Here is a 25,605-nt window from a genome sequence, read left to right on the forward strand (position 1 = left end):
GTTCAGGGGGAATCAATTCCCCCTTTTTGTATTATTCTAAATTAAGCCACATCTATTGTAGGTAACTGAGCATAACCTTTTAAAAAGCTATGAAGTTCCTGAACATCCTTGGCAATCGTTAAAGGCTGGAATTGTTGCAGCACTTCAATCGAATGAACTCCATAACCAACACCAATTCGTGGCATGTTTAAACGCTGGGCCATCTCAAGATCGTAGCTACTATCACCAATCATTACAGCACGCTCAACACTCACCCCAGTGACTGTTAATATTTCTTGCAACATAAGTGGATCTGGTTTTGATCGAGTTTCATTGGCTGCTCGAGTCACATCAAAAAGATGAGTACTCTGTGTTTTTGCGATTACACGATCTAACCCACGACGGTTTTTACCTGTTGCGACCGCAAGTTTTAAACCTTGAGCTTTTAAGTCATGTAAGAGCTCAGCAACACCATCGAACCATGCATCATTTGTAGAATTCGCAATATAGTGATCGCCATACGCTTTTAAAATTGAATCATGCAACTCAGGTGCTTCTGGGAATAAGGTTTGCATGACTTCAGGCAAGCCTAAACCAATAATACTTTTTGCTGCTTCATCGGTTAAAGACAATTCATGCTGCTCTGCGGCATGTTGCAAGCTCGCAACGATTTGCCCAACAGAGTTATATAAAGTCCCATCCCAGTCAAAAATAACTAATTCGGTTTTTAGACTCATTTTGCCACTCTCAAAGCCTTTAATAACTGGGTCATATCTTCTGGTAACGGTGCTTCAATCGGTGGATAACCCGGAATATCTAAACGCATCGCATGTAAGCATAGACGACGTGCTTCAGGCCCAGTGTACGCAGTAGTGTGTCCATATTTATCATCACCAATCAACGGATGCCCAATACTTAAACCATGCACACGGATCTGATGAGTACGACCTGACAAAGGTGATGCATGAATTAATGTTGCATTTTTAAAGCGCTCTGCTACAACCCATTCGGTTTTACTTGGTTTACCATCTTTAGTCACACGTACACGACGCTCACCATTTGCCAACTCATATCGCAATAAAGGCGCATCAATCAGTTGTTTATCTAGGCTCACTTGACCTTTAACAATCGCAGCATAGGTTTTACGAATTTTGTGCTCACGCAACATATCTTGTAGTAGTTTTAAAGTGCTACGTTTTTTACTAATCATGACCAGACCTGAAGTATCACGGTCAATACGATGAATAAGTTCTAAATATTTTTTGCCAGTCGCTGCACGTAATGCCTCAATCAAACCATATGCCATACCACTGCCACCATGGACAGCAATACCTGACGGCTTATTAACAACTAATAGACCTTCATCTTCATAGACGATACGGCTTAACAAGCTTTGTGCTACATTGTCACTGACAGGAGCGGTTGTTTCATCTTTTTGTTCATAACGAATTGGAGCAACACGAATCTGATCACCAATCTCAAGTTTAGTCTCAGCTTTAACACGTTTTTTATTTACTCGAACCTGACTTTCACGAATCAAACGATAAATACGACTTTTAGGTACACCTTTTAAACGCGAGAACAGGAAATTATCAATTCGCTGTCCTGCTTGATGTTCATCCACCTCAAACCAAGTGACACTTTGCCATTGCTGTGTAGAATTCATACTAATATTTAAACCTGAAATTTTGCTAAATTTGATTAATAAATGACCGTTTAGCTTAGTTTTTTCACAAGAAATCTAAGCTTAGCCCATAGGCAGATGCTGCAAGGTTTGATATAGTCAGCGCACGGATACCGCCGTAAGTGAACATCTAATAGGGAATTTCCCTGATTGAAACCTCAATCAAAATGATGCTTTCACCATCAGCTCGGATAGGTCCTAAAGAATTATGCCGACGCCGAAGGCTTATTATATCGGCAAAATGACAAACTGTTGCGTTTAATTCAGTTTGTTCAAAAAAATATGTTACCAACTCTAGTTGGTTATGGAACGTAAACTGATACACATCAGACAAATCGCTCCTTAATGTTGCCTTCAGGCTAAAGCGTTGATGCATTGGAACTGCCGAAAGCACCGATACGATGAACATTCCGTATCAAACTTCTAAAAAGAAGTCACTTCGCGCTCAATGACAGTGAAAGTCATTAACCAATGTACCGCTCACCCGCCAGTGAAGCACTAAGGAAGTCCGATTTAAAGGTTGAAGCAGTATTGCCTACATCACAGACGAGAATCGAAGTTCAGGCTAAATGTAGCCGGTAACAGATGACTCAGACCACAAATATTTTGAGATCTGGGAAATGATCCGTCATGTTCGATGTTCGTTCAGAACCTTTAAGTTTGTGCGATATGTTTGTGTGGGTCACTATTAGGTGTCACACCCATGAAACGTATGTTGATTAATGCAACTCACGCAGAAGAAGTCCGCGTTGCACTTATCACTGGTAATCGTCTTTACGATTTTGATTTAGAAAATCGTACCCGAGAACAGAAAAAATCCAATATCTATAAAGGCCATGTAACCCGCGTAGAACCTTCTTTAGAAGCTGTGTTTGTTGAATATGGCGCAGGTCGTCAAGGCTTCTTGTCTATGCGTGAAATTGCGAACAGCTATTTCCAAGCAGACCCGCGACAAACTTCAAACATTCGTGAACTCATCACTGAAGGTACTGAATTACTTGTTCAGGTTGAAAAAGAAGAACGTGGTAACAAAGGCGCTGCCCTTTCTACATTCATTTCACTTGCAGGACGTTATTTGGTTCTTATGCCAAACAACCCGAAAGGCGGTGGTATTAGCCGTCAAATTTCAGGTTCTGTACGTGAAGAATTAAAAGAAATTTTAGCTTCTTTAAATTTACCTCGCGGCATGAGTGTTATTGTGCGTACCGCAGGTATTGGCCGTACTCAAGAAGAATTACAGTTAGATTTACAGCATTTGCTTGACCTTTGGGCACAAATCCAAGGCACAGCAAGCTCTGGTCCGTCTCCAATGCTTGTTCACCAAGAAGCTGGTGTAGTAACTCGTGCTATCCGCGATTACTTACGTGATGACGTTGCAGAAATTTTAATTGATAGCGAACAAGCCTATAACGAAGCTTATAACTTTGTTAAAGCAGTAATGCCTCGTCAATTAGACAAACTTAAAACTTATACTTTAAACGAGCCATTGTTTGCTCATTTTGGTATTGAAAGCCAAATTCAAACTGCTTACGAGCGTGAAGTAAAACTTCCTTCTGGTGGTTCAATCGTAATTGACCAGACCGAAGCTTTAGTTTCAATCGACATTAACTCTGCGAAATCGACTCGTGGACATGACGTTGAAGAAACTGCGCTTAATACAAACCTAGAAGCAGCAGAAGAAATTGCTCGCCAACTTCGTCTTCGTGACATTGGCGGTTTAGTTGTGATCGACTTTATTGACATGACTAAAGAACGCAACCAACGCATGGTTGAAGCAAAACTTCGTGAAGCAACACAAAGCGACCGTGCGCGCATCCAGTTTGGCCAATTATCTCGTTTTGGCTTAATGGAAATGAGCCGTCAACGCTTACGTCCATCACTTGAAGAAGCAACTGGATATGTTTGCCCACGTTGTCATGGCACAGGTATGGTCCGTGACTTACGTTCACTTTCGCTTTCAATTATGCGTAAAGTAGAAGAAATTGCACTTCGTGAACGTCATGGTGAAGTACAAGTAGAAGTTCCTGTTGAAATTGCAGCTTTCTTACTCAATGAAAAACGCCATAGCCTTGTTTATTTAGAACAAACTTCTAGTGTTCGTGTGACTATTTTACCTCACCCACACTTAGAAACACCTCATTATGAAATTCAGTACAATCCAGATGGATTTGCACCATCTAGCTATGAGCGTACTGAAGCAACTCGTTCAAGCGAGAAAGAGTTAGGTTATGAATCTTCTGAATGGCATTTAGAAGAAGCAGATCATGGCCATACTCATGCAGCTCCTGCTGCAAACAACACAGCTGGTCAAAAGAAAGTAAATCAACCAGCTCAACCTTCTGCTGCTCAACCAAGCACTCAAAAAGCAGCGAGCCCTTGTGCATGGTTAGAGAACCTTTTTGTTCAAAAACAAGCTAAAACTGTTGACCAATCTCGTTCGGCACAGAACGCTGCTGCGTCAATTGAACAAATGGTGAATACTGGCGCTGTAAGCCGTGGCCAGTTTGGACAAGTCGTAGTACCAGCAGTTGCTGAAGTTGTTTCGGCGCCATCTAACAATGCTTATATTTCGCAATCTCCTGCTAAACAGGAAGTTCGTGAGAATGTTGAAAAAGACGAGAAAGTACAACAACGTCCAAACAACAAAAAACGTAAGCACAAAGAGCAACGTGAGCAACATCACCATACTCAAGAGCCACAACAACAGCAGCAACAACCACAACAGGTTCATGAAGAAGTTGTACAGTTATCACGTCAAGAACAACGTGAGTTAAAACGTCAACAAAAACGTCCGCACCCTGATCAGCCACATCCACAACATCAAAATGATGGACAACAAACTGAAAATGCCGTGCCGCGTCGTGACCGTAATAATCAACAACGTCCGAACCGTCCAAATCGCCACCGCGATCCAAGCGTATTAAATGAAAATCAAAATGCGCCGGCACCAGTAGTTGTTGATGAGAAACAAATTAAGGTTGATTTGATTGATGCTCCAAAGCATGAAGTCATGAATACAGCCTTAGTGATCAATGTTGATCAGGCACAAAGCGAAATTATCGCTTTAACGCCTGAGCAGCCTGTTAAACGTACTGAAACAGCACCTGTTGTTGAAGTCGTTCAAGAGTCGGCTCCAGCACCTGTTGCTGTTGTAGAAGAGGCAGTAACTGCTGAAGCAGAAGAAATTACTCCTCCTCCAGCACACAACAAAAATCAACCGCAAATTCAACGTGCGAGTAATGATCCTCGCATGCGTCGCCGTGAACAACGCAACGCAAAACGTGCTAAAGCTGCGGTACCGTCTATTGCCCCATCGCAAATTCCAACTTTGGCGCAATACACAATTGGTAGCTTGATTCGTCATGTCTATGGTGAAGACTGCACAGTATTGATTGAACAATTTGGTTTAGTTCCAACGTTTAATCGTGCATTGCTAAAATTTGCAGAACAGTACGCAAGTACTCTAGTAACAGAAGTCGCGTCTGATGCTGAAGACAAGAAGCCTGTTACTCGTGATGCAGAGCTTCCAAGCAACAAACCATCACAAGAAGCAGAGCCTGCGCCTGTACTTGCATTGACGCCACAAAAAGAGTCGACACCACGTGTTGCTAATGATCCACGTGAGCGTCGTCGTTTAGCAAAACTTGCTGCTGAACAAGCTTTTGAGCAAGTTAAACAACAACACTCTGCACCAGAAGAAGCTGCTCCTGTAGCTCCGGTTGTTGAAGAAACTGTTGTTGCTCCTGTTGCTGAAACGCAAGCACCTGTTGAGTCAAAACAACAACCGCTTGAGCTTGATCAGGTGACTGAAGTAGCGCAAAGCGAAACAAGCACAGAAGAAGCACCAGCGACAACTGTGGTTGAAGCTCCGGCTGTGAAACAACCAAGAGCAAAAGCCAAAGCAGCCACTGAACAAGCTGTAGCACCCGTAGAAGCTAATGCAGAGGCTGAATCAGAAGATTCTAAGGCAGATCTGGACAAACCAAATCGCCCTCCTCGTCGTCCTCGTGGTCGTCCACCAAAGAAAGCAAATCCTGTAGCTGAGTAAATCATTTGCTCAATTGCAGCTAATTTAAACAAACCTAGTCATTTCGATGACTAGGTTTTTTTTGTTATTTTTAACCAATTAGGTTGATTGCACTAGAAGAAAAGTTTTAAAAGCATGGTGAACCATGAAAAATACTGTACTTTTGCCAACGCAACCTTTTTTGGATTGATCGAAAAATAAATAGGATTGATATGAGCCAGACAACACAGACCGATATCATTACGCTTGGTGATGTTGCAACAAGACTTCCTAGCTTCATTCCCAAAGTACCCCATATCCTGAATGGTCTTAAACAGGCTTACTTAAGAACAGCAAATACACCAACGGGATTAGGTGTAGCTTTTGAAAAAGCTGTTAAGCGAAATCCGCAAGGTATTGCATTATTATTTGAAGATCAAAGTTACTCATATGAAGCTTTAAACGAATGGGCTAACCAGATTTCTCATTACTATCTCTCTCTCGGCGCACGTAAAGGTGACGTGATTGCCGTAATGGTTGAGAACCGTTCTGAACTTATTGCCACGATTGTAGGCTTAGCTAAAATTGGGGTAACTATTGCGCTTGTTAATACCTCTCAAGTCGGTAAAGTCCTCGCTCATAGTATCAATCTTGTCAAACCAATTGCCGTCATTGCAGGTGAAGAAGTTCGAGCGGTAATTGACGAAATTCGTCAGGACCTGAATGTTCCTAAAGACCGTTTCCATTGGTTTGCAGATCAGGCTACACGTCAAGATGCAGGAACAGCGCCTCAAGGTTATGCCAATCTTGCAATAGAAATTGATCAATTTCCAAAATTTAACCCTTCGACTACCCAGTCTGTTCATGGGAATGATGGCCTGTTTTATATCTATACCTCGGGTACTACAGGCTTACCAAAGGCTGTTATTTTCAAGCACAGTCGTTGGACGCTCGCATATGGTACTTATGGTCACATTTTAAACCTTGGTCCAGATGATGTGATGTATGTAACCTTACCGCTTTACCATGCAACGGGTGTCGTAGTTTGCTGGTGTGGGGTGATTGCGGGAAGTTCTACCCTTGCAATTCGACGTAAATATTCAACCAGTGCGTTCTGGAAAGATGTTCAGAAATTTAATGCCTCTGCAATTGGATATGTAGGAGAGCTTTGCCGCTACTTAATGGATGCTCCTACTACAGAAATTGACCGTGCCCATCGCGTAACCAAAATGATCGGTAATGGTATGCGTCCAAATATCTGGGATAAGTTCAAACAACGTTTTGGTGTCCAAGAAGTTCTTGAGCTTTATGCATCAAGTGAAGGCAATGTCGGGTTTAGTAATATTTTTAACTTTGACAACACAGTAGGCTTCTCCCCTACGCCATACGCCATTATTGAGTTTGATAAAGAGAAAAACGAACCTGTACGCGATAAAAATGGTTGGTGTAAAAAAGTTAAAGCAGGTGAAATCGGTTTGCTCGTTGGTAAAATTACCAGTCGCTCGCCTTTTGACGGCTATACAGACCCAGAAAAGAATAAATCTGTGATTATGAAAGATGTCTTTAAAAAAGGTGATTCATATTTCAACACAGGTGACCTTGTTCGTAATATTGGTTTCCGTCATGCCCAGTTTGTTGACCGTTTAGGGGATACTTTCCGCTGGAAAGGCGAAAATGTATCTACGACTGAAGTTGAGAACATGGTTTGTGAATACGACAAGATCGCTGAAGCAGTGGTCTATGGTGTAGAAATTCCAAATACCAATGGTCGTGCTGGTATGGCAGCAATCACACTTGCTGATGGTGCCGAGTTAAATGAGTCTGATTTAACAGAAATGGTAACGATATTTAAAAAATGCCTACCGGCTTACGCAGTACCCGTATTTTTACGTGTGCAAGCTAAAGTTGAAACAACAGGTACTTTTAAATATCAAAAGAATAAATTGAAGGAAGATTCGTTTAATCCAGGCAAAACTTCTGAACGTTTACTCGCTTTATTACCTGGTGCGAGCAGTTATTGTGATGTCACAACTGAAATTTTTGACAACATTCAGGCATATAAATACCGTTTTTAGTTCATTTTTTAGCTAAACAAGAGGAAATCGTGCTTTTTATAGGCAATCATGCAAATGTTTTTGATTTACCTCTTGTGTTAGTTGAATAACTTGCTAAAATACGCGACATCAAAACAAAGGTGGTGTTAGAAAACTTTTAGTTATCTTGCACTTCACATTCAAACAGTGTTTGAATGTTTGTTCAGGGTCGTTAGCTCAGCTGGTAGAGCAGCGGACTTTTAATCCGTTGGTCCCGCGTTCGAATCGCGGACGACCCACCACTTATCTGTTTTGAACCTATTTGGGTCGTTAGCTCAGCTGGTAGAGCAGCGGACTTTTAATCCGTTGGTCCCGCGTTCGAATCGCGGACGACCCACCAAATTCTAAAAAGCCTCTCACTGCGAGAGGCTTTTTTTATTGTTATCTTATTTTAATTTCATGACTAAAAGATGACGATGCATTTCTTATATAAGACGTCTTTAACCCAGTTCATAAAGATTTCTAAACGTTTAGGAATATAACTTCGGTTCGGATACAAAATATTGAGAGGCAAAGATTGAGCAGTGTGTGCACTTAGCACTTCAATCAGGGTTCCTTGCTCAATTTTGTCCTGAACATCATAGTATGGAAGTTGAATAATCCCCAAGCCAGCATAAGCCGCTGCAACATAGGCTTCTGTATTATTTACACTTAAAGCACTATCGACCATCACAGTTCCATCTTGATATAAAAATACGCCTTGTTTTTCCCCTACGGCTCCTGCGTAGTTAATGAGTTTGTGTTGAGATAGATCTTCTAATTGTTCAGGAACGCCGTACTGTTCCAAATAATGGGGACTTGCACAGTTCACCATAATCAAGTTGCCAATAAACTTCGCGATCAAACTACTATTATCTAGCTGCCCCACCCGAACAACGCAATCAATCCCTTTCTCGATCAAGTCAGTGATGTCATCAGAGCTATTCAGTTGTAAATGGATATCCGGATAGTTGCTATAAAAATTGGGAAGTTCAGGAATAATCACTTGATGCACGATTCGGCTGGGCATTGAAACTTTTAATATGCCACGGTAATGCTGCTTTTGCGTCTGTATGAGTTGTTCGAGCTGTTCATAATCAAATAATAGATTTTGGCATTCTGGCAATATTCTTTGCCCATCTTGAGTGAGGCTTACTTTGCGCGTGGTGCGATGAAATAGCCGAACACCATAGTGAGTTTCCAACTGTTGAATCGCACTCGTCACTGTCGAACGAGGTAAATCAAGCTGATTTGCTACTTCGCTAAAGCTTTGTCGTTTAGCGACTTCTGTAAAAATAAAAAATTGCTGCAACCGATCCATTTAATTGTTCGTATTTTCTGAATAGTTAAACCAAACTAGCATAATTGATCAAAAATTACCGCCAATCTAGACTAAAAACACATTAGAACAAGTCATCATAGGAACAATCATCATGGCAACTCATACTCTTAAAGATAAAGTTGTACTGATTACAGGCGGTGCAAAAAACTTAGGTGGACTCATTAGCCGTAAATTTGCAGAACAAGGTGCAAAAATCGCAATTCACTACAATAGCGCTGAAACTCAGGCAGATGCAGAGCAGACGCTCGCAGATGTAATAGCTTTAGGTGTAGAGGCTGTTTTAATTCAAGCAGACTTAACGCATATTGATAATATAGAAAGACTCTTTATCGACACTAAACAGCATTTTGGTGGAATTGATATTGCTATTAATACAGTTGGAAAGGTTTTGAAAAAATCATTCTTGGAAACCACAGAACAAGAGTTTGATAGCATGAGCGATATAAACTCCAAAATTGCCTATTTCTTTATTCAGTCGGCTGGTCGGCATTTAAATGACGGCGGAAAAATCTGTTCAATCGTTACTTCTCTTCTTGCAGCTTACACTGGGCTGTACTCAACCTATGAAGGCTTAAAAGCCCCTGTTGAGCATTACACCCGCGCTGCATCAAAAGAATTTGGAGACCGTCAGATTTCTGTTACTGCTGTTGCACCTGGACCTATGGATACACCTTTCTTTTATGGACAGGAATCTGCCGAGGCAGTGGCTTATCATAAATCGGCTTCAGCTTTAGGTGGGCTCACCAAAATTGAAGATATCGAACCTTTAGTTCGCTTTCTGGTGACCGATGGTTGGTGGATTACCGGTCAAACTATTTTTGCAAACGGTGGTTATACCACTCGCTAAAATCAAAAAAGCCGCATTTGTTAATGCGGCTTTTGCTTTGCTTAATTATAAAAATTCTTCTAGCACTGAGTTCAAAAAAATATGTCCCTGCTCTGTACAAGCCAAATGAGAAACATCATCTACCAGTAGCTTTCTAGCTCGCAATGAAGTGAGTACATCATTTAAACTTTCCAAGCTTAAGCCTGTACGCTGTTCATATAACTCAGCTTTGACACCATCATTTAAACGCAAAGCATTCATCATAAACTCAAATGGTAGCTCTTCTGCCTCAATCTTTTTCATTTGCAAATGTTCAGCTGGAACCTTGGCTAGATAGTCTTTTGGCAAACGCGTCTTTTGGAAACGGTACACCCCATCTGGTTGTGTAACTTTGCCATGTGCGCCTGCACCAATCGCAAGATAATCGCCAAATTCCCAATAATTTAAGTTGTGTGTTGAAGGCAACTCTTTACGCCATGCCGAAACTTCATAATTTATAAAACCATTTGCCTTAAGATATGCCTCACCCTGCTCTTGAATGTCTTCTAGCATTTCATCCTGCGGTAGAACAGGTTGGGTACGAAAGAAAACGGTATTAGGTTCAATGGTGAGTTGATACCAACTAATATGTGTTGCACCACTTTCTACAGCTAACTGTAGATCGTAAAGCGCCTGTTCTAGCGTTTGCTCAGGTAAACCATGCATTAAGTCTACATTCACTCGCTTAAAGCCAGCCTGTTTTGCTTGTTGAATCGCTTCAATTGCATTATTTGCAGAATGAATACGTCCAAGCTTTTGCAAATGATTGGTATCAAAGCTCTGGACTCCAATAGACAACCGGTTAATGCCTGCCTCTAAATATCCTGCAAACGGGTCATGCTCTACCGTTCCCGGATTTGCCTCTAAGGTAATTTCACAGCCATCTTCAAACTTAAGCAATGACTTAAGCTCTGCAAATAACCACACATAACCCTGTGCCGAAATCAATGAAGGTGTCCCACCACCAATAAATACACTGTGAATCGAACGCCCCTGTGCCATCTCAAGTTGAGTTTCAAAGTCGGCTACCAACGCTTTTAAATAGGTTTGCTCGAGTTCTGAAGAAAGTGCACCGTCGGGTACGGCATGCGAGTTAAAGTCACAATATGGACATTTACGCACACACCAAGGCATGTGGATATACAAAGATAAAGGAATAGAAGCAGGGTTTAATACAGCCAAGGAACAGGTCCAATTTACACAATATTTCTATTTTAACATGACTGCATCAATGGGCTTATGAAAACATACCTTAATTGCTTTAGACTGTTTTTAAAGATACTTAAATACTGATAAAAATGATGAAATTTTCTAGCCAATTTTTCCTATTTTTGCCCTTAGCTCTGGGTGTCGGCATTGCCATGGCTTTTCAAACCGCCATCAATGCACAATTGAGAGAACAATTACACACGCCCTTACAAGCAGCCCTCTTATCCTTTCTTGTAGGAACTATTGTTTTAGCAATCATGGTTTTCTTTCAAAGTGCTGAAAAGCCAACTTTAAGTGAAATATCAAATATTCCGTGGATTCTATGGACTGGAGGATTTCTTGGGGTTTATGCAATTAGCATGAGCATTTATACTGCACCTAAACTTGGTTTTTTAACCTTTTCAGGTTTAGTCATTTTTGGGCAAATAGTTATTTCTATGTTACTTGATCATTTTGGTTGGTTGGGCACAGAAAAGACACCTGTTACATGGCAACGGTTTCTTGGTGGAGTCATCATCTTTGTCGGTGTGCTACTCACTTTGCAGCGTTAGCTTCATTTTTATATTTATAAAGAGTACCTTTTGTGTCGAATGTCACATCTTTTCGGTCTGAATTAAAACAACTCTTCCACTTAATGCTACCGATTTTAATTACCCAGTTTGCTCAAGCAGGCTTTGGGTTAATTGACACTATTATGGCTGGGCATTTATCTGCAACCGATTTAGCAGCAATTGCTGTAGGGGTCGGTTTATGGGTTCCAATCATGCTCCTATTCAGCGGCATTATGATTGCAACTACACCCTTGGTAGCCGAAGCAAAAGGCGCAAGAAATACAGAGCAGATCCCTGTCGTTGTTCGTCAGTCATTGTGGGTTGCCGTCATTTTAGGTGTACTGGCAATGCTCATTTTGCAGCTTATGCCGTTTTTCTTGCATGTGTTCGGTGTACCAGAGAGCTTACGGCCTAAAGCAAGTCTATTCTTGCATGCAATTGGTTTGGGTATGCCAGCTGTGACCATGTACGCAGCGCTACGTGGCTATTCAGAAGCATTAGGCCATCCACGCCCTGTCACAGCTATTAGCATGTTAGCTTTAGTTGTATTGATCCCTCTTAACATGATTTTTATGCATGGATTAGGACCAATACCTGCATTAGGTAGCGCAGGCTGTGGTTTTGCAACATCCATTTTACAGTGGCTAATGCTGATTACTTTAGCTGGCTATATTTATAAAGCCTCGGCTTATCGAAACACGTCTATTTTTGGCCGATTTGATAAAATTAATATGGCTTGGGTTAAAAGAATTTTACAGCTTGGTCTACCAATCGGTTTAGCTGTGTTCTTTGAGATTAGTATTTTTAGTACAGGTGCATTGGTCCTTAGCCCACTTGGTGAAGTGTTTATTGCTGCACACCAAGTCGCAATTTCCGTTACCTCTGTGCTGTTTATGATTCCGCTTTCACTTGCGATTGCCCTGACCATTCGTGTGGGAACGTATTATGGTGAAAAGAACTGGGCTGCAATGTATCAGGTACAAAAGATTGGTCTGAGCACAGCAATATTTTTTGCCATATTAACCATGACTTTTATTGCTCTAGGCCGTGAACAAATTATCTCGATTTATACTCAAGACTTAACCGTAGCTCCTGTTGCGATGTATTTACTCTGGTTTGCAATGGCATATCAGTTGATGGATGCGTTACAAGTAAGTGCCGCAGGCTGTTTAAGAGGTATGCAGGATACTCAAGCACCAATGTGGATTACGCTCATGGCATATTGGGTGATTGCTTTTCCAATCGGTCTTTATTTAGCTCGCTATACCCATTGGGGAGTAGCTGGTGTGTGGCTAGGCTTAATTATTGGTTTAAGCATTGCCTGTGTCTTATTACTTTCGCGGTTGTACATCAATACCAAACGCTTAAGCCAAACCTAATAAAAAGAGCCGATAAAATATCGGCTCTTTTTCACTACGCTGACTTTGCCCGTGGGCTTGCTCCAATTTGCCAGACAAAAGGCAAATCAGTACGGTTCACTTCCCAATCACCAATCACTTTTTCTTTATAGATAAGTGGATTATGTGAAGACACTGTTCGCGCATTACGCCAGAAACGGTCGAGTTGTTTGACCTGACTACTTGCCGATGCGCCTAAAGCATTAAATAACTGGCTGGTTAAATCCAGTACCAAGTTAGAAATCACCACCTGCCCTTGTGCGGACTCAAGCTCAGCATCTACATTAAACTGATGTTCTTTCACCTCTAACTCACTAAAGTGACTTTCATAAGCCTTTTGTAATGCCTCCGCCGTTTTTAAGGTAATTGCCTGACTTGCGTAGGCTTGAGCAGAGGCTTTACCCACCACTTGTAAAACTTGTGGATCGTGACGAACCAGATCACCATTACCATGACTAAAAATACGTTTTCGCTCACGAATTTCTTGGCTAAAAGTTTCTACAGCTGCCTGTGCAATCCCAGTTAAGGTTGCAAGGTGTACAACCTGATAAAAAGCGGTCTGATATTTAAAACGTTGGTCAAATGGAATGAGGTGTGAAGCTGGCAAATGAACCTGATGTACTTTTAAGGTGCCACTACCCGTTGTCTTTTGACCAAAGCCATCCCAATCATCAATCACACTTACCCCTGTTTCATGGCGATAAATAGCAGCAATTACATGGCGGTCATTCACTTCATCATAAGCAAATAGGTCTATCCAGTCTGCAAAGATACTTCCAGTTGAATAATACTTTTCACCATTCACCACCAAGTTACCCGAAGCATCTTTGGTTACTCGTGTAACGACATCACCAATTTGTACATTTCCAACTTCGGTCCATGCGTTCCCGACCAAATCACCTTGTACAAAACGCTGAAACCAGACTTCCTGCGAATGCTCTTTATGAGCAACTAAACGGTCTTCAACAAAAGCGAAGTGCCCACGCAACGCTTGCACAATATTCGAGTCTGCTTGCGCCAATTCTGCTAGAAGCTGGAAAAGTTGCGGTAATGACACCCCATCTCCACCATACTTAACAGGTACACGTACCGCACCTAATTTGAGTTCTTTTAACCACTGAATCGGTTCAAAAGGTAAGATTCGTTCTTTTTCTCGTTGAATTGCGCCTTGTGCAATTTTTTCAAAAACTGGACGAAATCTGCTTGCTATCTTTTCATAATCAGCGCCTACGGACAGTTCTTCCAATTCAATTTGGGTAATCGTCATCTTTATTCTCCTAATCTTATTTTTTCTTCAATTTAACTCCATGCATGACGGGGCGGATGGACGCCATTGAGGTAATAATTACCGACAATGTGATATTTCCAGCGCACCGGATCATGCAAGGTATGGGTACGTGCATTACGCCAATGGCGATCCAGATTAAGCTCAGATAAAGTGGAACGCGTTCCCGACAATTCAAAAAGCTTATTGGCAGCTAAAATTGCAACTTCTGTGGTGAGTACTTTTGCTTCGGCAACCAGTAAGGTGGCTTGGTTTACATGTTCTTCAGTCGTGTCGGCAATTGCTTGATCAATCGCATCTCCTGCCAAATCCAATACGGCTTCTGCTGCACGCAGTTTTATTTTTAAATCGCCAATGTTTGCAATCGTGTAAGGATCATCACTGGCTTTTTCCAAACCTGAGTCGACCCATGCGCGGCTATGATTTTTGACATAGTGAATTGTTTCTTCAATTGCACCACGTGCAATACCTGCATCGACAGCAGCTTGAATAAACTGTGAAATTGCTCCCGCTGGTGTTGGTCGCTCGAAAGCCTGATAAATCGGAACTAAGTATTCTTCACGTACAGGAACCTGATTAAGTTCAACAGTGCCACTAGCTGTGGTTCGTTGCCCAAAACCAGACCAGTCATTAATAATATTCACCCCTGACGTTTCCCGAGGGACTAGTGCTGCATAAGGCTGCCCCTGTTCATTTACAGCAACAATCGGAATCCAATGTGCCAGTAAGGCACCAGTTGCAAAGAATTTCTTGCCATTAATTTCATAACCGTGCTCAGTCTTTCTCAATGTTGTAGTGAGGTCTGCAACCGTTTTACTATGTTTTTCCGAAAAGGCATTTCCAAAACGAATGCCTCTCAACACTAAATTAAAGAAGAACTGTTGTTGTTCTGGGCCTGCATCAAGACGTAAATGTTCAATAAAAGCCAAATGATTTTGAGGAAGCTGCGCAAGAGATGGGTCAACACTCGCAATGGTTTTTATGACCTCAGCCAAGGTTCGATATTTGACTTGTGCACCGCCAAACTGCTTGGGAACTGTAATGGCCCATAATCCACTTTGTGAGAACTGTTGAATTTCATTTAAGGGTAAACGGCGCTCTCTGTCTCGCTCTGATGCCTCTTGTGCAAACTCTTGGGCAAGTTGTTTTGCAATCTCAATTGCCTCTTCATCGGAGCGAATAATATGCGCATCTTTTGACTGCTCAAATACAGATAAAGGAACCGCTTGAGATCGTCCATGGGCCGAATTTAAACTTGTCATCGCTTTTGTTATCTCTATATTTATTTAACCTGTCATTCACATTAGCACTAAAAAAATAGAGACTTTATAGATATTAAAGCTTTGTTTATGAAATGGATTTTCACAAGCTTTTCATATTTTTTACTATAAAAATAACATTTTGTTTTTCGAAAATTTTCTTACATGAGATAAACAATTTCGTATAGGCTTTTTAAGCTTTGTCACCTATGATCAAAACTAAGCAATATTATGTTGTAGTCAATGAGGTATCGAAGATATGGCAAAGAATGCAAGTTCACCAGGCAAACGTTTTATGAAACTTGCAGGAATGACCGCGAGCATTGCAACGAAAACCGTTTCTAACTCGATTCGAAACTTGACCGCAGATGAAGAGCAAAAGCTGGCTTCAAAAACCAAATTATTTCAGGATATTGGTTTGCAAATTGCCGACACCTTAGGAGAAATGAAAGGTGCCGTCATGAAAGTCGGGCAAATTGCTTCGCAATATAAAGATATCTTCCCACCCGAAGTCGCTAAAGCAATTTCAAAGTTACAACGCCAAGCCCCAGCCATGCCTTTTGCCGCGATTCAACAGCAAATTGAACGAGAGCTTGGAAAACCGCTTAATGTGGCTTTTAAATCTTTTGATAGTGAACCTTTTGCTGCTGCGTCGATTGGGCAAGTTCACAAAGCTACTCTGCCTAGTGGCGAACAAGTCGTGGTTAAAGTGCAATATCCAGGTGTTGATGAAGCCTGTGAAAGTGACTTAAAACAAGTACGTTTAGCCCTACGCTTAATGGGCGTACTTAAAATTGATAAAAAGTTGCAGGATCAGCTTTTTGCAGAAATTCAGGATAGCCTTTCAGCAGAGCTCAATTATGAAATTGAAGCTCAAAATCTTGAGGTCTTTAAAACATTCCATAGTCAGTTAGATGACAAAATTATCATTCCAACTGTTTATAAAAATTACTCTTCAAGACGTATTTTGACCCTAAGCCTCGAACAAGGTGACAGCATTGAAACTGCAAGTTCTTGGCCGCTCGAAATTCGAAATACAATTGGAAACCGCCTAATACGTGCTTTAGGTCAGGAAATGTTCTTTTTAAAACGTTTTCACTGTGACCCTCACCCTGGAAATTTCGCTTTCCGCCAAGACGGCAGTGTAATTATTTATGACTATGGCAGTGTTAAAACACTTTCAAATGAAATCGTTCAGCACTTCAAGCGTTTAGTGAATGCAGCTCGCCATGAAAATATTGATCTGATTGAAACAGAGCTACTCGAACTACACTCCCTTGCTGAAAAAGGCAAGTTCCCAAGTGATCTGTATAAGCTGTGGATTGAAGTGTTATTACGCCCGCTTAATACCACTTATGATTTTGCCGAGAACTCATCACATCATGATGGAATGTTACTTGTGAAAAAATCTTTGAAGTATTGGGATGTCTTTAAACCTTCACCAGATACGCTAATGGTCAATAGAACCATTTCAGGACACTACTGGAACCTGATTCACTTAAAAGTACATGACAATCTCAGTGATTTATTTGAAGAACTGGTCCCGCCATCTAGCTAATTAAATTTTAAGTCAGTGTGACCTTTAGGGGGTACATTGACTTTTTAATTGTTATGTTATAACATTTCTTTAATCAAAAATAATTTAGGACAATCTCTCATGCGTAAAGATATTCATCCTGCTTATCAACAAGTGTTATTTCATGATACCAATGCAGATGTGTACTTCTTAATTGGCAGTACTCTCCAGACGAAACAAACTAAAGAATATCAAAGTCAAGTCTATCCTTATGTCACCCTTGATATTTCAAGTGCATCACACCCTTTCTACACAGGTGAAGTACGTCAAGCAAGTAACGAAGGCCGTGTTGCAAGCTTTAATAAACGTTTCGCTCGCTTTAATCGTAAGAGTTAATCTTACGTTAAGGTTTGATCAATACACTTAAATCATTGGAAGCCTAAGACTATCTCCTCCACTTAGGCTTCTTTTTTTATGTCCGTTTTTTCGATCTTTTTATGTTGTGTATAAAAGAGAACTTATCCACAACTTATTTAAAAACTATCCTTATTTTTTTCCACAACTCATCAATTTTTTGTATTCTCCAAGCTTTCAAAGCTTCTATTCGATGCTATGCTTAAACCCTCATTTGATAGGAAGTTTAAGATAATGGCACAAGAGTTACTTGCCCAATTACAAGCAGGCACAGCAAAATTTTCAGACGTTTTAGCTCATATTGAAGCACGCTACCAACATACTCCAACAGCTTTTCAAAATGGCGCACAGCATAACGCTGCTACTGAAAATCAAGGCAGTGCAAAAGTTTTCTCTTTTGCCAAATTACAAGATTTAGACCAAGCACAAACTTTAAGTTTATTTGCAGAACACTATGCATCTGTATTGGCTACACCAGAGGGAACTGATCACCAAAATATCCGTCAATTTATGCAAAATGGTTGGGATGGTGTGAAGTTTGAAGGTCAGGCTTTAGCTGAAAAATAATAAGCTTTATTAGGTAATCCCTCAAATCATAGGATTGTCACAACAGAGTTTTTTCAGTTAGATTTTATACCTAGATTAGCCTTCGGCTCGACCTACTTTTCTTTTGGGAAAAGTAGGCAAAACCATTTTCATCAACAGAACCTGTTATCTGTTTGCACTTATCCAATATTTTGCAAAAACAATATATCTCTGATTTCAGTCAGGCTGTTGATGACTTTAACGCGTATCAAATCAAAGAATAAATCAGATAATTTTCTTTTTATAATTTAAATAATAATTAGTCATTTACTATCGTGACAAGCGGCAAGGATGCCGCTGTTTCGCTGTGCTATAAGGATGTAGCATCAGCGAAACAAAAGATTTTTGCTTACTTTTGATCTTTCAAAAGTAAGGTATGCCTATACAAATAGTGCTGGAGAACATCGTAAAACGGAGGCCGTGCAGTATCTCGCTCCTTAAACATCTGAATAATCAGTTGCCTGCTACCCAATAATAAGTCGCTAACCCCAAACACGTAAAAATTAACGAACCAATTAAATGAATGGAAATCCCCAACATCGCCATTCCCAATTTACCACTTTGCAACAAAGTGACGATCTCAATCGAGAATGTTGAAAAGGTGGTTAAAGCACCACAGAAACCAGTAATCACAAAAAGTTTATAATTCGGACTTAAGTCACTATGAGCAAAGTAAGCAATCGCAAAACCAATAATAAACCCACCCACTAAATTAACAGTGACGGTACCTAGTGGAATTTGAGGATAGATCGGATTGAGTTTTAAGCCTAAAAACCAACGTAACCACGCCCCTAGAACGGAACCTAGAGCAATTGAAAGTAGAGAGTAATACATAGGACCACCCCTTTAGATAGACGCTAAAAGAGTAAAAAAGCATGAAGGTAAATGTGACATGGCGTACTCCAAAATAAGCAAAGTACGCAATAACCTACGTACCCAGCGATATAAATACATGAGGGTAACGTAGGCATCATTAGCCAATACGGCGGTTTTTCAAGGGAAGAATGCCATCTCCCTATTTTGATTATATTAGTCCATCTAAAAGTTGATTGAAATATACTTTTTTAAATCATGGACGTTCAGCATACTGCGGCAAATCATCCAGAATACAATCCCACTCTGCTTTTGAAGCAGCAAAAAGATGTAATGTCGGTTTTTGATCTAATAGTGTATCCAGAGTACCAATTCTTAAACGATAGAGTTCAGGCTGTCCATCACGCGAGCTAATCAAAGGTGAACCACATTCACTACAGAACCAACGATACACACCTTCCACAGCAAATTTTTTGACTAATTCTTCGCCTTGGGTAATTTTAAAATCTGCACTTTTAATAGGAGCATTCGTGGCAAATGCTGTTCCATTGGCTTTTCGGCATCGTTGGCAGTGACACTGAATAATATCTCCGATATCGCCTTTAATTTCATAGCGAATACCTTGGCATAAACAACTTCCCTGATAGACTGGTGATGCTTGAGACATGTGATCGCAACTCCTATTATTATTGATCGCTCAAAAATAACACTTTTCACCTATCAAACATAGCGCCAAATGAAGCACTTATCGCTCCAAGAATGAATGCACACCCTCTCCCGCGGCTCGCCCTGTGGCAAAGCATGCTGTAAGCAAATAACCACCTGTAGGTGCATCCCAATCTAGCATTTCACCGCAGCAAAACACCCCTGATACTTCTTTGAGATTTAAACTTTCGGACAGTGCTTCTTGCTTAATGCCTCCCGCACAACTAATCGCTTCTTCAATGGGTCTAAAGCCCTCTAACTTGATTTGAAGCGCTTTGATTTGCTGAGCCATGGCATCTGGTTGGTTCCATAGCGCTTTATCAACCACTTCTCTGATTAAGTTAATCTTGGCTGTGTCTAAGCCTGCTTTACGCCAGATATTGGTGAGCGATTGTTTTTTGCCAGCCTGCAATTTTTTAATTAACTGTGACAACTCTACATCAGGCAATAAATCTAAAAATAGATTTAAGCTTTTCCCTTGTTTTTGCTGTTCTCGTAAGGCACGTCCGAGTTTATAAATAACCCCACTTTCTAAACCATAGTGAGTAATCACAATATCACCATGTGTAATTTGGCTAGGATCGACCCATGCATGGACGCGTTTTAAGGGTTCACCAAAACAACTTTCCATAAAAGTAGACCAAACATGCAACACTCCTGCATTGCTTGGCTGGAAAGGCTCAATATTAGATTGGTGAATCCATTGCTGCCATGCACCATCACTACCTAATTGTGACCACGACACAGCCCCACATGCTAATACCACAGCATCATATTGCTGGGTAAAAGTTTCAGTGTTTTGATTAGTCTGATTTTGCAAAGTCACTGTTGTACCTTGCAAATCAATACAACGATGACGATAAAAGAATTTAACCTGCTGTTCCGCCAAACGTTTTAACCAAGCACGTAATAGAGGTGCAGCTTTCATTTCGACAGGAAAAATACGACCAGAGCTGCCCACATAAGACTCAATTCCAAGACTTTTCATCCAGTCTTGAATCCAGACGGCATCCCACTTTTCAATCCAAGGTTTTAGCCATTCTGGACGGTCGTAACGCTCAATAAATTGTACTAGTGGTTCAGCGTGTGAGATATTTAACCCTGTTTTACCTGCCATAAGAAACTTACGCGCAGCTGAAGGCTTTTGTTCATACACATCAATATCATAAGCATATTGGCTTAATACTTCAGCAGCCATAAGACCTGCTGGGCCTGCCCCAATAATAGCAACCCGCTTATTCGCCATGTGTTTGCCCTTGCAGAGGCGCAAAATCATCAAAACGTGTACTGTAGCCTTCAGGCTTGGTCATAATGAGTTGCTGACAAAGCTCGCCACGCTCTAAATACTTAATTTCAAAATGAGTACGTGCAGAGGTTTGGGCAATTTTTTCTTTTTGATAAGGCAGCTTCCACACATGAATTAACTGCTGTTCTGCTTCTTCAATATACTCAGGAATATTACTTGCCAATGTAATGGTTCCACCTGTTTGCAGGCGTGAGATTAAGAACTCAAAAAATGGCATATTCAACCAGCGCTGTGCCGGATTATGTGGTTCTGGATTTGGATAGAGTATAAAGAAATGTTCAACTTGAGCAGGGTGTAGAGCGTGTACAACCCAAGGTAAAGCATCTGCATGTACAGGTACCAAATTATCTCTTGGTTCCAAGCCATGCTGTTTTTGCATTGCCAAGAATTTTTCTCGGGTTCGTTCAATTGCATATAACGTATGCTGCGGCTGTTGCCCGCTAAAGAGCAAAGCATGTTTACCCTTGCCAGCACCAATTTCAACACAAATCGGTGTATTTTCAATTGGGGTAAAATCACGAGGCGCTTGCATACGTTGTGCTTGAAATTGACGAATCGGCATAATCACATCAAACTAAATAAAAATCGGCATAAGTCTAACAACTCACCTGACTTTTGCCTAATCTATTTCTCTTCACTTTGAGGATATCGCTATATGCCACGTACATTTCCCTGCCCACGTTGTGGTGGACCAAGTGTTTGGGAAGGTAATGAGTTTCGTCCGTTTTGCTCAGAACGCTGTAAATTAATTGATTTAGGCGCTTGGGCAAACGATGAATATAAATTGCCTACCCAAGATGCTCCTCAGCAAGACAAGGGTAGTCAAAATGAAGATGATTATGAGGATTAACCTGCTTTACCAGCGACAAATGGGTTAAATTGTTTTTCATAGCCAATGGTACTCATCGGGCCATGTCCAGAAATAAACTGAGTATCATCTGGCAAACTAAAACATTCACGTTTAATCGATTCAATTAACTGATCATGATTGCCACGCGGGAAGTCTGTTCGTCCAATCGAACCTTTAAACAGAACATCACCCGTCCAAAGTAAGCCATGGTTTTTATTATAGAAAACTACATGTCCTGGTGTGTGCCCCGGTGCAAAGCGCACTTCAAACTCATCTTCACCCAGTTTTAGCACTTCGCCACCTTCAAGCCATTGATCGACTTTAACAGGCTGCGGAATTGGGAAGCCATAACGTGCTGAAACTTCCTGAATCATGTCTAACCAGAACTGATCTTCTTTATGTGGACCAATAACTGGAACGCTCCATTCTTTAGCAAGCTCCCCCACCGCTCCTGCATGATCTAAATGCCCATGAGTCAGCCACAGGGCCTTCACTTTTAAACCTAAGGCTTCTACTTCTTTTTTCAAAACAGCAGCGTCACCACCAGCATCAATCAAAACTGCTTCTTTCGTTTCACTGTCCCAAACGAGGGAACAATTTTGAGCAAATGCAGTAACGGGAACAATTTTGACTTGCAGCATAAAAACCTCTGGCTAAAACACAATTAACGGTGGGCTAAGGTATAAGTAAGGGCATCAAGATTAGCCTGAACTAAACCTGCAAGCAAATCAATATGAGCCTGATCGCTATTTAAAGCCGGAATATAAGCATAGCTTCCACCGCCTGCTTGTTGAAATAGTTCAGCATTTTGAATCGCTAACTCTTCAAGCGTTTCTAGACAATCGGCAGAAAAAGCTGGACTTAACACCTGAACAGACTTAACACCTTGCTTCGCCCAATCTTGTAAAAGCTGGTCGGTATAAGGTTTCACCCATTCTTGTTTTCCAAAACGCGACTGGAAGCTAATTGCCCATTCATCATCTTTTAAATGTAAAGCTTCAGCGACTAACTTTGCTGTGATGCGACAACGGTCTGCATAAGGATCGCCTTTGTCTGCATAAGGTTGTGGAATACCATGAAATGACATCAATAGTTTTTCAGGTTTGCCATGCTGCTCTTGGTAGGCTAAAACACTCTCTGCCAATGCCTGAATAAACATTGGATGCTGATAATAGTCTTTAATAATCGTCAGCCCCGGCAAATTCCGCTGTTTAGGAATCCAATTGGCAAACGCGTCGTATAACGGCGCTGTAGATGTCGCGGAATACTGAGGAAACAAAGGCAATAAAATGACATGTTCTTGCGGATTAGTTGCTAGTTTTTCTAAAACTGCATCAATCCCCGGATTTCCATAAGTCATTGCAGGTAAAACAGTTAAATCAAACTGTTTATTTTCACGCTCTAAATAAGCCTGCACACGTTGAGTTTGCTCAAACACAATTTCACGCATTGGCGAATCTGCGGACCATACCGAGGCATAGGCATGCGCCACTCTTTTCGGGCGAAAAGGCAAAACAAACAGATTTAAAATTATCCACCAGATCAGTTTCGGTATTTCAATCACGCGTGAATCAGATAAAAACTGTTTTAAAAAACGGCGCACCGCAGGCACAGTCGCCTCATCTGGTGTGCCTAAATTCGCTAAAATGACAGTAACTTTCGGTTTTTGTTCAAACGACATGTGTAAATGCCTTTCAGTTCATCTTATGACACTAATGTAACAGTTTTCATTGTCATATATAAATTGAATCGCTCTAAGCTTTTAATCGAACACCCCGATGATTCCATTTATAGCTCAGCAATATCTTTTGAGCTTTAGTGGTTAGTTTCCATAGGCCATATGATTGTTCAGTTTGCGTTGGAACAATCCAGCCTTGTGATTGCATTTGATTTTTAATTCGGAACAGTGCCTTATGATTAATCTGCGCACAGGCAACCGCATGCGCACGAGGTAATTCCTGACGAGCATCTTCTAAGCCAGCCTGATTTAAATATTCATTCAGACAAGCTGCAAAATTCTCTTCTGGCATCGCTGTTTCAAAGCGCTTTGCCAGCACGCTTAACAACTGAGACCAAGTCATTTGCCGCTGTCGTTTAAGCTCTTTAAAGTTGCCATCCTGAAATGCTCGAATCTGATATTCAAATGCAAAAATATCTTGCGGTGCAACTTCATTTAACTGTGTAGATGGCTCGGTTACTCGCTGTTCTAACTGTAAAATTTTACTTTTTAATAGCTTAATTTCGTCTTCTAACTGCTGAGCTTGATGTGCAGGAACCCAGCCTTTTCCCCTATACTGCTCAATCATTAAAGGGATATTTAAACGAACAGCCAACTCCAGTTCACGTGGAGTTTTAAAGTAAAAAATATGCTCTGCTTCGTGTAATAATTTTTTTCTAAATGCGAGAAATTTATCTTTAAGTTGTGGATGTGTTTCTTGTAAATCTATTTCACGGTTTTCTGGCTGTTCATGCATGAAAACAATAATCGGTTTCGCCTGACTTAACGCATATTCATATTCTAAAGACAGATAACTCACACCAGAAATCGCTTGTTCTCCATACTGACTTCCTAGAAGTAAGATTAGATAATCACATTCATCAATCTGTCGACGTGCAAGTGTAGTGGTTAAAGGTGTTCGATGCTCTAATCCCCAAGCAAAGAAACCCATCCCCACCAAGGTTTGAGACAAAACCATTCGCTCTGGCTGCATATCGCGGCCAGACGTTGAAATAAAAATCTGATAGCGTGTATCGAGCATAACAATACCCTTTCGCCCCATGATCTGTATGTGACTTAAAATCAGCCAAGATCATGAACCGCCCCAAATAAAATAATAAATCTAAAAAACACTACTTTCTAAACGATGCAAAAAAACTAGTTCAGATTATGCAGTGTCCAAGTTAACTCTTGTGGAATCATATGTTGTAAAACAGGTTGCAGTGCCTCAGCATTATTTCCGCTGACATAACATTCAATACGTGCAACATTCTGACCTATTTGGTCACATAATAACGCATTTTTTATTAAAATACGGGCTGTTTGTCGGGCTACTGCTAATCCGGAATCAACCAGTGTGAATTGGTTATCAAAAAGATGATGAATTGCTTCATTTAAGAAAGGATAATGAGTACAACCGAGCACTAAATAGTCTGCACCTTGCTCAGCGGCAGGCTGTAAAACCTCTTTTAATGCGTTTAAACATGCCTCCCCCATTTGCTGCCCTGCTTCCACACAAGGAACAAGTTCGAGATTGGTTAAAGTCATCACTTTAACACCTGCTGGAACAGCAAACTTTTCAACAACATCTTTAATGAGTTGTCCTCGAAAAGTAGCAGGTGTCGCCAATACAGCAACCACTTTAGAGCGTGTTTGCAATACGGCAGGTTTTAATGCTGGAACTAACCCAACAATTGGAAAGTGTTCACCATAATGCTCGCGTAAATGGTCAAGACTAAATGCTGAGGCGGTATTGCATGCTACAACTGCAATTTTGCAACCCTGACGGTATAACCAGTCAACAGCACGCGCCGTGAGCTCTCTAATTTCTTCATCAGAACGTGGACCATAAGGAACGTAGGCAGTATCGGCATAATACACAATACGTTCGTTTGGCAAATATCTAGCTATTTCTGCTGCAACAGACATTCCTCCAATTCCCGAATCAAAAATACCAATTGGAGCATCAGCAGATGCGTTAGGCATAGGTTCTAGATCGGTAAATAGAGGTTGTATGGCTGTCATGGCTGTACTGAAGTGTCGGAAATTT

Annotated in this window: 23 protein-coding genes, 2 tRNA genes, 1 pseudogene and 1 riboswitch; of the genes and pseudogenes, 11 read left to right on the plus strand and 15 right to left on the minus strand. The window is 40.9% G+C overall.

Features of this window, described 5'->3' with window-relative positions:
* Window positions 1-41: 41 nt before the first annotated feature.
* Both ACLBWE_RS09865 and ACLBWE_RS09870 read right to left on the minus strand, forming a co-directional pair.
* The gene (locus tag ACLBWE_RS09865) at window positions 42-716 is read right to left on the minus strand and encodes an HAD-IA family hydrolase (RefSeq protein ID WP_017391338.1); all 675 of its coding nucleotides are present in this window, start codon (window positions 714-716) and stop codon (window positions 42-44) included.
* Entirely contained in the window at window positions 713-1,645 is a 933-nt protein-coding gene (locus ACLBWE_RS09870) for an RluA family pseudouridine synthase (protein ID WP_003654686.1), read from the minus strand. The genes ACLBWE_RS09865 and ACLBWE_RS09870 overlap by 4 nt, the downstream gene beginning before the upstream one ends.
* Before the next feature lie 721 nt (window positions 1,646-2,366).
* Between ACLBWE_RS09870 and ACLBWE_RS09875 the strand changes: the two genes are divergently transcribed.
* The 4 genes from ACLBWE_RS09875 (at window position 2,367) to ACLBWE_RS09890 (ending at window position 8,102) form a co-directional block, all read left to right on the plus strand.
* Window positions 2,367-5,711 carry an Rne/Rng family ribonuclease gene (locus tag ACLBWE_RS09875; protein ID WP_447602600.1) on the plus strand — a complete coding sequence of 1,115 codons (3,345 nt, stop codon included), beginning with the start codon at window positions 2,367-2,369 and terminating at the stop codon, window positions 5,709-5,711.
* Between the two features lie 191 nt (window positions 5,712-5,902).
* Window positions 5,903-7,744 (plus strand): long-chain-acyl-CoA synthetase, encoded by a 1,842-nt coding sequence (locus tag ACLBWE_RS09880; protein WP_045126230.1) that lies wholly within the window; start codon window positions 5,903-5,905, stop codon window positions 7,742-7,744.
* A 184-nt stretch (window positions 7,745-7,928) separates the two neighbouring features.
* Window positions 7,929-8,004 (plus strand) — tRNA-Lys (locus ACLBWE_RS09885).
* A gap of 22 nt (window positions 8,005-8,026) precedes the next feature.
* Window positions 8,027-8,102: transfer RNA gene (locus tag ACLBWE_RS09890), tRNA-Lys, on the plus strand.
* A gap of 63 nt (window positions 8,103-8,165) precedes the next feature.
* Here the strand turns inward: ACLBWE_RS09890 and ACLBWE_RS09895 are convergent.
* Window positions 8,166-9,062, minus strand: a complete 897-nt coding sequence (locus ACLBWE_RS09895) for a LysR substrate-binding domain-containing protein (protein ID WP_447602602.1) — start codon at window positions 9,060-9,062, stop codon at window positions 8,166-8,168.
* A gap of 112 nt (window positions 9,063-9,174) precedes the next feature.
* On the opposite strand from ACLBWE_RS09895, the gene ACLBWE_RS09900 reads away from it, so the two are divergent.
* Window positions 9,175-9,930, plus strand: coding sequence for an SDR family oxidoreductase (locus tag ACLBWE_RS09900; RefSeq protein WP_447602604.1), 756 nt, complete (start codon window positions 9,175-9,177; stop codon window positions 9,928-9,930).
* Between the two features lie 45 nt (window positions 9,931-9,975).
* Here ACLBWE_RS09900 and hemW read toward each other — a convergent pair whose 3' ends face one another.
* Entirely contained in the window at window positions 9,976-11,130 is a 1,155-nt protein-coding gene (hemW, locus tag ACLBWE_RS09905) for a radical SAM family heme chaperone HemW (RefSeq protein WP_447602606.1), read from the minus strand.
* A gap of 116 nt (window positions 11,131-11,246) precedes the next feature.
* Here hemW and ACLBWE_RS09910 point away from each other — a divergent pair, with 116 nt between their 5' ends.
* Both ACLBWE_RS09910 and abeM read left to right on the plus strand, forming a co-directional pair.
* Window positions 11,247-11,708: a DMT family transporter gene (locus ACLBWE_RS09910; RefSeq protein ID WP_198079080.1), complete on the plus strand. Its 462-nt coding sequence runs from the start codon at window positions 11,247-11,249 to the stop codon at window positions 11,706-11,708.
* A gap of 32 nt (window positions 11,709-11,740) precedes the next feature.
* Window positions 11,741-13,087 carry a multidrug efflux MATE transporter AbeM gene (gene abeM, locus ACLBWE_RS09915; protein WP_003654676.1) on the plus strand — a complete coding sequence of 449 codons (1,347 nt, stop codon included), beginning with the start codon at window positions 11,741-11,743 and terminating at the stop codon, window positions 13,085-13,087.
* A 34-nt stretch (window positions 13,088-13,121) separates the two neighbouring features.
* Here the strand turns inward: abeM and ACLBWE_RS09920 are convergent, their stop codons facing one another.
* Window positions 13,122-14,372: an acyl-CoA dehydrogenase family protein gene (locus ACLBWE_RS09920; RefSeq protein WP_447602609.1), complete on the minus strand. Its 1,251-nt coding sequence runs from the start codon at window positions 14,370-14,372 to the stop codon at window positions 13,122-13,124.
* A 32-nt stretch (window positions 14,373-14,404) separates the two neighbouring features.
* Window positions 14,405-15,652, minus strand: a complete 1,248-nt coding sequence (locus ACLBWE_RS09925; RefSeq protein ID WP_447602611.1) for an SfnB family sulfur acquisition oxidoreductase — start codon at window positions 15,650-15,652, stop codon at window positions 14,405-14,407.
* Window positions 15,653-15,908: 256 nt separating this feature from the next.
* Here ACLBWE_RS09925 and ACLBWE_RS09930 point away from each other — a divergent pair, with 256 nt between their 5' ends.
* From ACLBWE_RS09930 to ACLBWE_RS09940, 3 genes are all read left to right on the plus strand, one after another.
* A complete protein-coding gene (locus tag ACLBWE_RS09930) occupies window positions 15,909-17,207 on the plus strand; it encodes an ABC1 kinase family protein (protein WP_199990011.1) in 1,299 nt (432 codons plus the stop codon).
* Between the two features lie 99 nt (window positions 17,208-17,306).
* The gene (locus ACLBWE_RS09935; protein WP_447602613.1) at window positions 17,307-17,561 is read left to right on the plus strand and encodes a type B 50S ribosomal protein L31; all 255 of its coding nucleotides are present in this window, start codon (window positions 17,307-17,309) and stop codon (window positions 17,559-17,561) included.
* Between the two features lie 252 nt (window positions 17,562-17,813).
* Window positions 17,814-18,146: a HopJ type III effector protein gene (locus tag ACLBWE_RS09940; protein ID WP_004640939.1), complete on the plus strand. Its 333-nt coding sequence runs from the start codon at window positions 17,814-17,816 to the stop codon at window positions 18,144-18,146.
* A gap of 158 nt (window positions 18,147-18,304) precedes the next feature.
* Here ACLBWE_RS09940 and ACLBWE_RS09945 read toward each other — a convergent pair.
* The 5 genes and pseudogenes from ACLBWE_RS09945 to ACLBWE_RS09965 all read right to left on the minus strand — a co-directional run.
* Window positions 18,305-18,400, minus strand: a pseudogene (locus tag ACLBWE_RS09945) (hypothetical protein); the annotation flags it as partial.
* Between the two features lie 217 nt (window positions 18,401-18,617).
* Window positions 18,618-18,998: a fluoride efflux transporter CrcB gene (gene crcB, locus ACLBWE_RS09950; protein WP_003654670.1), complete on the minus strand. Its 381-nt coding sequence runs from the start codon at window positions 18,996-18,998 to the stop codon at window positions 18,618-18,620.
* 123 nt (window positions 18,999-19,121) lie between these two features.
* A riboswitch (Fluoride riboswitch) is annotated at window positions 19,122-19,188 on the minus strand.
* A 45-nt stretch (window positions 19,189-19,233) separates the two neighbouring features.
* Window positions 19,234-19,644: a GFA family protein gene (locus tag ACLBWE_RS09955; protein WP_198496466.1), complete on the minus strand. Its 411-nt coding sequence runs from the start codon at window positions 19,642-19,644 to the stop codon at window positions 19,234-19,236.
* Window positions 19,645-19,722: 78 nt separating this feature from the next.
* Window positions 19,723-20,928 carry a TIGR03862 family flavoprotein gene (locus tag ACLBWE_RS09960; RefSeq protein ID WP_447602616.1) on the minus strand — a complete coding sequence of 402 codons (1,206 nt, stop codon included), beginning with the start codon at window positions 20,926-20,928 and terminating at the stop codon, window positions 19,723-19,725.
* On the minus strand, window positions 20,918-21,556 hold the full coding sequence (locus ACLBWE_RS09965) for an SAM-dependent methyltransferase (RefSeq protein WP_080595440.1): 639 nt from the start codon (window positions 21,554-21,556) through the stop codon (window positions 20,918-20,920). Before ACLBWE_RS09965 ends, ACLBWE_RS09960 begins: the two co-directional genes overlap by 11 nt.
* A gap of 87 nt (window positions 21,557-21,643) precedes the next feature.
* Between ACLBWE_RS09965 and ACLBWE_RS09970 the strand changes: the two genes are divergently transcribed.
* Window positions 21,644-21,838 carry a DNA gyrase inhibitor YacG gene (locus tag ACLBWE_RS09970; RefSeq protein WP_042894610.1) on the plus strand — a complete coding sequence of 65 codons (195 nt, stop codon included), beginning with the start codon at window positions 21,644-21,646 and terminating at the stop codon, window positions 21,836-21,838.
* Here ACLBWE_RS09970 and ACLBWE_RS09975 read toward each other — a convergent pair.
* The 4 genes from ACLBWE_RS09975 to murI form a co-directional block, all read right to left on the minus strand.
* Window positions 21,835-22,479 (minus strand): MBL fold metallo-hydrolase, encoded by a 645-nt coding sequence (locus ACLBWE_RS09975; protein ID WP_005045031.1) that lies wholly within the window; start codon window positions 22,477-22,479, stop codon window positions 21,835-21,837. The two genes, ACLBWE_RS09970 and ACLBWE_RS09975, sit on opposite strands and share 4 nt — an antisense overlap.
* 23 nt (window positions 22,480-22,502) lie before the next feature.
* A complete protein-coding gene (gene hemH / locus ACLBWE_RS09980; protein ID WP_447602619.1) occupies window positions 22,503-23,519 on the minus strand; it encodes a ferrochelatase in 1,017 nt (338 codons plus the stop codon).
* A gap of 73 nt (window positions 23,520-23,592) precedes the next feature.
* Window positions 23,593-24,597, minus strand: coding sequence for a DUF4062 domain-containing protein (locus tag ACLBWE_RS09985; protein ID WP_447602621.1), 1,005 nt, complete (start codon window positions 24,595-24,597; stop codon window positions 23,593-23,595).
* Between the two features lie 116 nt (window positions 24,598-24,713).
* The gene (murI, locus tag ACLBWE_RS09990; RefSeq protein ID WP_231762020.1) at window positions 24,714-25,580 is read right to left on the minus strand and encodes a glutamate racemase; all 867 of its coding nucleotides are present in this window, start codon (window positions 25,578-25,580) and stop codon (window positions 24,714-24,716) included.
* Window positions 25,581-25,605 lie beyond the last annotated feature (25 nt).

Source organism: Acinetobacter sp. M5A5_2a (genome assembly GCF_053345265.1).

Bases quoted from the DNA above. Each gene is read 5' to 3' on its own strand.
- ACLBWE_RS09865 (WP_017391338.1), bottom strand. From the start codon at position 716: ATGAGTCTAAAAACCGAATTAGTTATTTTTGACTGGGATGGGACTTTA.
- ACLBWE_RS09870 (WP_003654686.1), bottom strand. From the start codon at position 1,645: ATGAATTCTACACAGCAATGGCAAAGTGTCACTTGGTTTGAGGTGGAT.
- ACLBWE_RS09875 (WP_447602600.1), top strand. From the start codon at position 2,367: ATGAAACGTATGTTGATTAATGCAACTCACGCAGAAGAAGTCCGCGTT.
- ACLBWE_RS09880 (WP_045126230.1), top strand. From the start codon at position 5,903: ATGAGCCAGACAACACAGACCGATATCATTACGCTTGGTGATGTTGCA.
- ACLBWE_RS09895 (WP_447602602.1), bottom strand. From the start codon at position 9,062: ATGGATCGGTTGCAGCAATTTTTTATTTTTACAGAAGTCGCTAAACGA.
- ACLBWE_RS09900 (WP_447602604.1), top strand. From the start codon at position 9,175: ATGGCAACTCATACTCTTAAAGATAAAGTTGTACTGATTACAGGCGGT.
- ACLBWE_RS09910 (WP_198079080.1), top strand. From the start codon at position 11,247: ATGATGAAATTTTCTAGCCAATTTTTCCTATTTTTGCCCTTAGCTCTG.
- ACLBWE_RS09920 (WP_447602609.1), bottom strand. From the start codon at position 14,372: ATGACGATTACCCAAATTGAATTGGAAGAACTGTCCGTAGGCGCTGAT.
- ACLBWE_RS09925 (WP_447602611.1), bottom strand. From the start codon at position 15,652: ATGACAAGTTTAAATTCGGCCCATGGACGATCTCAAGCGGTTCCTTTA.
- ACLBWE_RS09930 (WP_199990011.1), top strand. From the start codon at position 15,909: ATGGCAAAGAATGCAAGTTCACCAGGCAAACGTTTTATGAAACTTGCA.
- ACLBWE_RS09935 (WP_447602613.1), top strand. From the start codon at position 17,307: ATGCGTAAAGATATTCATCCTGCTTATCAACAAGTGTTATTTCATGAT.
- ACLBWE_RS09940 (WP_004640939.1), top strand. From the start codon at position 17,814: ATGGCACAAGAGTTACTTGCCCAATTACAAGCAGGCACAGCAAAATTT.
- crcB (WP_003654670.1), bottom strand. From the start codon at position 18,998: ATGTATTACTCTCTACTTTCAATTGCTCTAGGTTCCGTTCTAGGGGCG.
- ACLBWE_RS09955 (WP_198496466.1), bottom strand. From the start codon at position 19,644: ATGTCTCAAGCATCACCAGTCTATCAGGGAAGTTGTTTATGCCAAGGT.
- ACLBWE_RS09960 (WP_447602616.1), bottom strand. From the start codon at position 20,928: ATGGCGAATAAGCGGGTTGCTATTATTGGGGCAGGCCCAGCAGGTCTT.
- ACLBWE_RS09970 (WP_042894610.1), top strand. From the start codon at position 21,644: ATGCCACGTACATTTCCCTGCCCACGTTGTGGTGGACCAAGTGTTTGG.
- ACLBWE_RS09975 (WP_005045031.1), bottom strand. From the start codon at position 22,479: ATGCTGCAAGTCAAAATTGTTCCCGTTACTGCATTTGCTCAAAATTGT.
- hemH (WP_447602619.1), bottom strand. From the start codon at position 23,519: ATGTCGTTTGAACAAAAACCGAAAGTTACTGTCATTTTAGCGAATTTA.
- ACLBWE_RS09985 (WP_447602621.1), bottom strand. From the start codon at position 24,597: ATGCTCGATACACGCTATCAGATTTTTATTTCAACGTCTGGCCGCGAT.
- murI (WP_231762020.1), bottom strand. From the start codon at position 25,580: ATGACAGCCATACAACCTCTATTTACCGATCTAGAACCTATGCCTAAC.